The 8,215-nt window shown below is 68.7% G+C and carries 5 protein-coding genes; all 5 read right to left on the bottom strand.

The annotated features are described in order from the left end of the window. Positions 1-573 precede the first annotated feature (573 nt). Positions 574-1,029, bottom strand: coding sequence for a universal stress protein (locus BKH33_RS09865; protein ID WP_003785347.1), 456 nt, complete (start codon positions 1,027-1,029; stop codon positions 574-576). Between the two features lie 28 nt (positions 1,030-1,057). Then, positions 1,058-2,470 carry an MFS transporter gene (locus BKH33_RS09860; protein ID WP_003785356.1) on the bottom strand — a complete coding sequence of 471 codons (1,413 nt, stop codon included), beginning with the start codon at positions 2,468-2,470 and terminating at the stop codon, positions 1,058-1,060. Positions 2,471-2,672: 202 nt separating this feature from the next. After that, positions 2,673-3,782, bottom strand: coding sequence for a putative glycoside hydrolase (locus tag BKH33_RS09850; protein WP_003785357.1), 1,110 nt, complete (start codon positions 3,780-3,782; stop codon positions 2,673-2,675). After that, positions 3,779-6,460: a GT4 family glycosyltransferase PelF gene (pelF, locus tag BKH33_RS09845; RefSeq protein WP_076142719.1), complete on the bottom strand. Its 2,682-nt coding sequence runs from the start codon at positions 6,458-6,460 to the stop codon at positions 3,779-3,781. Before pelF ends, BKH33_RS09850 begins: the two co-directional genes overlap by 4 nt. After that, on the bottom strand, positions 6,457-7,905 hold the full coding sequence (locus BKH33_RS09840) for a hypothetical protein (RefSeq protein ID WP_076070323.1): 1,449 nt from the start codon (positions 7,903-7,905) through the stop codon (positions 6,457-6,459). The genes pelF and BKH33_RS09840 overlap by 4 nt, the downstream gene beginning before the upstream one ends. Positions 7,906-8,215 lie beyond the last annotated feature (310 nt).

The raw sequence follows: 8,215 nt of genomic DNA, 5'->3' as shown, positions 1-8,215 counted from the left end.
CCCGCCGACGCCGCGGGGCTCGGCGGCATGGGCGGCCGACGTCGAGGGGAGGAGATTCAGGGAACGCCGAGCGCCGCGTCCCGGAGCGGGTCGGGGCGCGGGGCCACCCGGGCAGACGCAGCGCCACCATGCGCCCAGCCCGGCCCCACGTATCACAGGAGTTACGACAACTGCTCAAAACGGGTTCTTCGTGTCGTGGGGATGGGGTTGTGCGGGGCTTTCCTCGTCGGGGTCTCGGGGTACGTGGTCGTACGCGATCCCACCCGGTCGTACGTAAAACCGCGTGGTCGTACCCCCAGCGCACGCGGTCGTACGTAAAACCGCGCGGTCGTACCTTAGAGCCCCTCTAAGGTACGACCGCGCGCCGCCGGGTACGACCACGCGACGCCGAGTACGACCGCGCAGGACCCCGAGACGCCGAACCACCGGCACCCGCTCACCCCGACCACGCCCTCACACACGAAGAACCTCAAAACATAGCGGCGGATGCCCGCCACACTTCCGCGTGGCGGGCATCCGCCGCCGGTCCGATCGCGCAGGATCCGACGCGTGCGTCCGACGTCTATCCGGCGACTAGGGAACGACGACGAGGACGTCGCACTTCGACTTGCGGAGCACCTGGACGGAGACGGCTCCGAAGATGCGGCCGAACAGCGAATCGACGCCTTTGGATCCGACGATGACGAGGTCCGCCTCGGTCTCCAAGGTGACGAGGGTGACGGCATCGACCGCCGTGCCCTCGACGACGACGCCCTGGGCGAGGGCGACGCCGCGCTCAACGGCGGTATCACGCGCCTTCTCGACGACGGCGTAGGCCTGGTCCTCGGTGAGCCGAGCCTCGACGACCCGCACATCGGCGACGGGGGCGGACTCGTTGATGCGAGCCTTGTCCCGCGCCGAGACGGGGTCGAAGCCGGCGACGAGGAGAAGAGCGGCGTCGCACAGGCGAGCCATCTCGCAGGCGCGATCGATGACGTGGGTGTTCGCCTCGACATCGCCGACTCCGGCGACAATGGTGGTATAGGTCACGGATGACATCCTTTCGTGGGGCACCCGGTCAGGCCACGGCAGTCTCAGTGGCGGACACGGCGGCGGCGCGCACCCGCGGGTCCGCATCCTTGACGGTGTCGATCCACTCGATGAGCAGACCGGCGATGATGAGGAAGACTGCGACGAAGAGCAGGGCGTTGACCGGGTGATCGCCGAGCAGGTGCTTGTAAATGGGACCGAAGGTGAGGGTCTGGATGAACTGGGGGATGACGATCATCATATTGATAACGCCCATGTAGACGCCTCGGCGCTCCTTGCGGATCATCTCAATGGCCATGATGTAGGGTACGCCCGTAATAGAAGCCCAGGCCACACCAATGCCGATCATGGGCAGGTAGAGGACCGCGGTGTGGCCGGGGCTGCCGATGCGGGTGAGCAGGACCAGGCAGACGGCGGCGAGGCACAGCGCCGCGGTGTGGACGTGCTTGGGGCCGATGCGGTTGGCCAGTCGCGCCAGGAAGAGGGCGACGACCGTGCAGGAGACGTAGTAGACGACCATGAGCCCGGTGGCGAAGCCGGAGGCGTTGTTGAAGGCCTCGGTCTCGGCGTACCCCGGGTCGGACAGGTTCACGCCGAAGTAGGTGACGGCGCACATGAGGCCCAGGTACTGCCAGAAGACGTTCATGGCGTACCACTGGAAGAGGTAGACCAGGGCCATCTTCTTCAGGCCGCGGGGCATCTCGACGATGGCGACGCCGATGTCCTTGACGAAGCCGAAGGGGCCCTCCTCCCGCTTCTTGCGCTCGAGCTCGACCAAGCCCTCCGGCGTGGGCGGCAGCTCCTTGGTGGAGAGCACCGAGATGAGCACCGAGCCGATGGAGCACACCGAGCCCACCATGAAGGCGCCGAAGACCCAGTAGGGGATGCCGGCGGCGGTGGCGCCCGCCAGGGTCTTCTCCAGAACGACGAGGGTCCCGGCGGCCAGGGCCGAGCCGGCGCCGATGAACAGGGACTGGGCGAGGAAGCCCTTGGCGAGCTGCTTGGAGGGCAGGCGGTCGCCGATGAAGGCCCGGTAGGGCTCCATGGCCGTGTTGTTCGAGGCGTCCAGCAGCCACAGGCACAGCACCGCCATCCACACGGCGGTGACGAAGGGCATGAGGAACAGGAACACGGAGCAGCCGACGGCCCCGATCAGGAAGAAGGGCTTACGGCGTCCCCACTTCTCGCTCCAGGTCCGGTCCGAGAGCGCCCCGATGAGCGGTTGGATGAGCAGGCCGGTGACGGGTCCGGCCAGATTGAGGATGGGGATCTCGTCAGCGGAAGCCCCGAGGAACTGGTAGATGGGCGACATGGCGTTCTGCTGCATGCCGAAGGAGTACTGGATGCCGAAGAATCCGACGTTCATCAGCAGGATCTGAGCAGTGCTCATCATGGGCTTGTGCGCGATGTCCGCCGCGCTATTCTGGGAAGTCTGTGCCATAGGTCATCCTTGTCCTGGGCCCTGTGGAACTCTGTCGACGCCGCCCGAGACGGACGCCGCGCTTCCTGCCCGAGAGAACGCTGTACGGGACGGCGGGGATCTCAGGAAGTCAAGCAGGTCAATGATCCACCCAACATGACTAACGTTTGACAGGTCTTTAGTCCCATTATCGGATCTCGCACGAGCCGGACCGGGTCATGACTCAGGCACGCAGAGCGATCATCCCACGATGCGCGCTGAGGCGCACCTCCAGAGCCAGCGCCTCACCGTCCGGGTCCCCGGTGGGCCCCGGTGACCTGAGGCCCGCCGGGAGACGCACGGTGCCGCCTCCCTCCTCGCCGAGCGCGACGGCGGCCACTCCGCCCTCGAACTCGCGCACCCAGGCGCCCGAGGTCCTCCGGGGCCGTCCCAGCGGGCGCCCCAGGTCGGCGTCGAGGGCGGGGAACCAGGGAGTGCGCGAGTAGTCGTCGTGACCGGTGGCCGTGTAGGCGCCCTCCCCTCCCCCGAAGACCCAGAAGGCCGCCAGCCCGTAGAGGCCGGGGGACGTGCGGGCACCGGACATGGAGCCGCCGCCCCCGCCGTCGGGCGTGCGCACGATGGACAGGCCCGGCCCTCGCAGCTCGTGAATCTGGGCCAGGGCCGTGGCCTCATCGAAGAGGTGATGGTCCCCCCAGCCCAGCCAGCACTCGTCGAAGCCACCACCCCAGGCCGAGTGGCGCTCCCAGCGGCCGGGTTCCCGGCGGGCCTCGGCCACGTTGGGGATGAGGATCTTGCCGACGCCGTTGAGGCCGGCACCGGCCTGGTCCACGAAGATGTTCAGCTCGGCGCGCAGGGCGGCGGTGTCGGCGATTCCGTCCAGGGGGAGGTCCAGTCCGTAGTAGTCGTCGAAGACGTCGTTGTCCGCCATGACGCCGTCGAAGGCGGTCTCAGCGGTGGCCTGGCAGACCTCCTCCACCCAGCGGGCGCGGTAGTCGGGGTCCCACACACGGGCCTGGAAGTGGCCGGGGTAGGTGTTCCACTCGACCAGGTCGCCGTTGTCACGCCTGGCGAGCCAACCGCGGCGGAGGGCCTCGCGGTAGGACAGCCCGGAGGCGCGCATGGAGTCCGGCTCGAAGTCTCGCGTGGAGGACAGGCACCGGTAGGCCAGGACCGTCATGTCCGGTCGCGCCTCCTTGAGGCGGGCTGCTGCCTCGGTCTCCCAGGGCTGGAGGATCGCGGCCCGGTAGTGGGCGATCGCGAAGTCCAGCTCCCCGGGCTCGAGCGGGTTTCCGTAACGGATCCAGGCGCCGACGCCGCCGGTGCTGCTCCTCATGCTCCTCCTCGGTCGGCGCGGGTACCGGTCTGCTCGCCGGCACCGCCCTGACGGTAGATCTTGTTGTAGGAGGCGTTGACCTTGACCAGGTCGTAGGCCGCCTCCACGCGGCCGCGGGCGTTGAGGCTCAGGCGCTCGTAGAGATCGACGTCGCTGATGACCTCCTGGACCTTGTCCGCCATGACGGCGGGGTCACCGGGCTCGATGATGATGCCGCAGGGGTCCCAGGTCTCCCCCTCGTCGGTGACGATCAAGTCCTCGACGACGGAGCGCACGGCGCCGACGTCGGTGCTCACCGTGGGGATGCCGGCCCCCATGGTCTCCAGGGAGACGACCGGCAGGCCCTCGTTGTAGCTGGGCAGGACGAACAGGTCGAACTCAGGCAGGAGCTCACGGACCTTGACGGTCCCGCGGATGGTGATGACGCTCTCCAGGCCCTGCTCGACGATGCGGGTGAGGCACTGCTCGAAGTAGGAGGGCATGTGCTCGGTGGGCCCACACACGTCCAGGTGGATGTTCAGGCCCCGGTCCACCATGAGGCGCACCGAGTCGATCATGTCCAGCAGCCCCTTGATGGGTACGACGCGGGCGATGTACACCAGCTTCCACAGGTGCTTGTCCGCGCCCTCCTTCTTGATCTCCTCGATGGCGGCCAGGCGGGCGGCGTAGGAGGCGTCGAACTCCTTGGTGACGATGCCGTTGGGGATGACGATGGCTCGCCCGGAGTCACCGCCGAGCTCATTGGCCTCGGTGATGGCCCGAGGGTAGAGGTAGGTGGAGGCGTAGGCGTAGGGGTAGCACAGGCGCCCCATCTCCAGCCACCAGGCCATCCACATGCGCTCGCGGCCGGTGACGTCGAAGGTGCGGTAGTCGGTGAGCCTGACGTTGAGGTCCAGCCGGCGTTCCAGGAGGGTGTTGACGGTGTCTCGCACATAGAGGTTGTGCTCGGTCAGCAGCACCCGGGTGCCGTGCTCGCGGGCGGCGTTGACCCCCAGGAGCATGGCGTAGCCGGTGGTGTGGGCGTGGTAGACCTGGGCGCGCGGGACCGGCTCGGCCAGGACCGCGTAGGCCAGGGAGAAGAAGTCACGCAGGCACCAGAAGATGTCGGTCATCGACATCCCCAGGTCCGGCATCAGGTCGTGGTAGGCCTCCATGAACTCGCGTGTGCCCAGGATCGCCCAGACCGGGTAGCGCCGTGAGGCGCTCAGACCCTCGCTGATGATCTCCCACAGCGGCTCGGTGCGCCCCTCCTGGGCCAGGGCGAGCAGTGCCCCCAGGACGCGGCGGGAGAGCTCTCGACGCTGGCGGCGGCTCATGCGCAGGTCCCGCGGGCGGGCGCGCAGGAAGTCCTCCTGGTGCTCCTCCATGGACAGGTAGAGGACCCTGACCCAGGCGACATTGTCCGGCATGCCGTAGAGGTCCTTGCGCGGCGAGTGGGAGTCCCAGGTGATGTGGATGATCCCGAAGGTGAGGTCCGGGTTGCCGGTGATGATGTCGTGGACCACCGCGGAGACACCGCCCTTGAGATAGGGGTAGGTGGACTCCATGACGATGGCGACGTCGACGTCGACGTAGACACCGTCCTCGGGGACACCATCGGGCAGGGCCTGGGAATCCGGCTCCGGCTCGGGCTCCTCGGGCGGCAGCGCGATCTCGGCCGCCCCGGCCGGAGCGTCCTCCGTCTCCTCCTCGTCCTCGCTGGTCTGCTGGGACAGGGGAATCGCGGCGGCGTCGGAGGCGGCCGAGGACACCGACTCCCAGGCGATGGCGGGGGGAGCCGAGGGGGTCGAGAAAACCTCTCGCGCTTCGTTGTCGGAGGCGCCGGGACCGTCGGAGCCGGTGACCGGGGCGGTCTGCCCCGGCTGGATCGGCACCGTCTCCTGGAAGGGGCCGGCAGCGGTGGGCGAGGGCTCGGCAGCCCCATCGGCCCTCTCCGCGAAGGGCTCATCGGGAGCCGACGGCGCGGCCGGGGTATCCGGGGAGGCGGTGGGTTCGGGGAAGGCCGCGGGAGCCGGGGATGCCACAGGTCGTGGGGAGGCAGCGGGCCTTGCAGGGGCAACGGGCTCGGGTGAGGCCGCTGAAGCCGCGGGGGCGGAGCGCACGGTCCCGAAGATCGGGGAGTCCAGGACCTCGGCATCGCCTGAGGAGGCGGGAGGCTCCGGGGTCCTGGGCCGCGGCTGAACCAGGCCGTAGCCGGCTGGGGCCGGGGTCTGCACGACGCCGTAGATCGGCACCGCGGGCACCTCAGGAGTGGAGGCCGATCCGCTCGAGGAGGGCGTGGCGTGGGCGGCCGCCGCCCTGGAGGGCGCAGGGGCCGCGGCGTCGGCCTGATCCGGAGTGCCGGCCGACGCCGTCGCGGCTGAGGGCTCGACCCGTTGCCGGCCGTAATCGGCTCGCCGCCCTCTGGAGGCCTCGGGCGCGACCGGGGCACTGTGCGCGCTGCGGGCAGTGGCGGCGCTGGGTGCCGAGGAGCCGCTCAGAGCACTGGAACCGCCGGCGGTGACGACGACGCCGTAGCCGTCGGGACCGACCTTGACCGTGGGGCCGGTCTCCTGGCCCCGGTCGCCGATGCCGGGGGCGTCGTCGGGACTGGGCATCGGGGCGTAACCACCGGCTGGGGCCGAGTAGCGAAGCGGAAGACTCTCCAGCCGGGCGCGGAAGGACGACGAGGAGCTCACCAGGACATGGCCTTTCCCCAGAAGAAGGAGTACTCGGGCGAGGCCCACCGCTTGCGGTAGAGCAGCAGGCCCAGCGCGCACAGTGCGAGGTCGACACCGGCCAGCGGCAGGTAGGCGCCGGTACCGGCCACCCGCAGCAGCAGGGCCGCGGCGACAGCCACATGGATGCCGGACAGCAGCAGCGCGGAGGTCGAGTCGCCGATGTGGTCGATCTCGTAGCACAGGAGCGTCAGCACCGTGAATAGGGTTGAGGACAGACACACCTTGAGGACCAGCACCACCTGCTCGGGGGCGATGAGGGCCATGGAGCAGATGACCACGATGACACCGGCGACCCCCACGACGCAGGCGCGGATGAGGCTGGCGTCCAGCAACCGGCGCAGAGTGCGCCCGCGGTCGCGCAGACTGGTCATGCCCTCGCGCTTGAGAACCGTCTGGAACAGGGCGATCTCAGTGTTGACCCGGGGTGCGGTGACCGCGAAGTAGTAGCAGTAGGCGACGACGGCGGGCTGAAGGCACAGGTAGACCAGTGCCACGTCGAAGTCGCGACCGGCACCCAGGAAGAGGAAGAACTTGTCTGACCACAGCACTCCCCCCAGGATCCCACCTCGAAGCATGTCCTGCACGAGGATGCCGGTGGAGACCGCCCGGGGGCGCAGGATCCTCCCCAGGGACCGTCCCATGGACGGCACCTGACTGAGGGTGCCCAGCAGCGGGGGCAGGTACCACCAGGTGGGTTCTGCCAGGAGGGCGACGGCGTAGAAGAGCCAGCCCACCGACCACAGGCGCCGTCGGCCTGAGACGTCGGCGACGATGAGCGACTGGACGAAGACGACGTGCAGGAGGAGCAGGGCGGTGTGCACGCCCATGACGTGCAGGTTCCAGCCGGTCACGGTGGCCATGACGAGGATCTCCAGCGCCGTGGGAACGAGCGCCCACAGGAACAGGGCCGGCCAGATGGAGCAGTAGCGCTCCAGAACAGCCCGAGGGCCCCGTCCGATCGAGTCACCCAGGAGACGGTAGACGGGGGTGCCGATGATCTGGCTGAGCCAGGGGACCGCCACCGACACGCTCAGGACGATGACCGGCAGGCCGGTTCCGTCGATCTGGCTGGCGGCCATCTTCTGAGAGACGACGGGGAAGCTCAGACCCAGGAGGATCGCCGGGGACATCCCCAGGAGCATCGCCGCCCCCCAGTGCCAGCGGGCTCCGGGGGCGATGCCGCCGCGCTTGAGCGCCCGGGTGGGAGGCGCCGTGACGAGCCCCAGACCGAGGAGGACAGTAACGACCAGGACGCCGATCGTCCCCGCCGTCGGCCAGGCGAACCAGGGCAGCACCACCGTCACCACGCCGACGGCGCTCAAAGCCGCAGCAGCGTTGGCGGTCCGCAGACGCGGGAAACGGTGCTGATGAAAATGTCGCGGTTCGTATCTGAGTTGGGTCATGGGAGTAGTGGCACCAAGGATGCGTCAGCACGCAGGGCGATCCGAGCCGGGCATTCAGAACCGTGGGTGAGGAGCGCTACGGCGGCCTGAATGAGGGCGGGTAGGACGGTTACGGACAAGAACGGGCAGAGACGGTTGAATGAGCCCCGCACTTCACGGGCGACGACACCGACCGACCAGGTCCTCGGGACGACTTTCGCCGGAGCGTCACTCCACTGTATCCGTCAGAGGACGCACATGAGTCAGTCAGGCCAAACTCTCAGGTCGTTCTCCCGACACACCCAGGTCGCTTTAAATCTGAGCCCACCCA

The organism is Actinomyces naeslundii, from assembly GCF_001956585.1.
In the GTDB taxonomy this organism is placed as follows: domain Bacteria; phylum Actinomycetota; class Actinomycetes; order Actinomycetales; family Actinomycetaceae; genus Actinomyces; species Actinomyces naeslundii.
Note: the sequence above shows the minus strand (reverse complement) of the source record. Positions and strands in the feature narration are given on the sequence as shown.

Coding starts and splice junctions, on each gene's coding strand:
- BKH33_RS09860 (WP_003785356.1), bottom strand. CDS start 2,470: ATGGCACAGACTTCCCAGAATAGCGCGGCGGACATCGCGCACAAGCCC.
- BKH33_RS09850 (WP_003785357.1), bottom strand. CDS start 3,782: ATGAGGAGCAGCACCGGCGGCGTCGGCGCCTGGATCCGTTACGGAAAC.
- BKH33_RS09840 (WP_076070323.1), bottom strand. CDS start 7,905: ATGACCCAACTCAGATACGAACCGCGACATTTTCATCAGCACCGTTTC.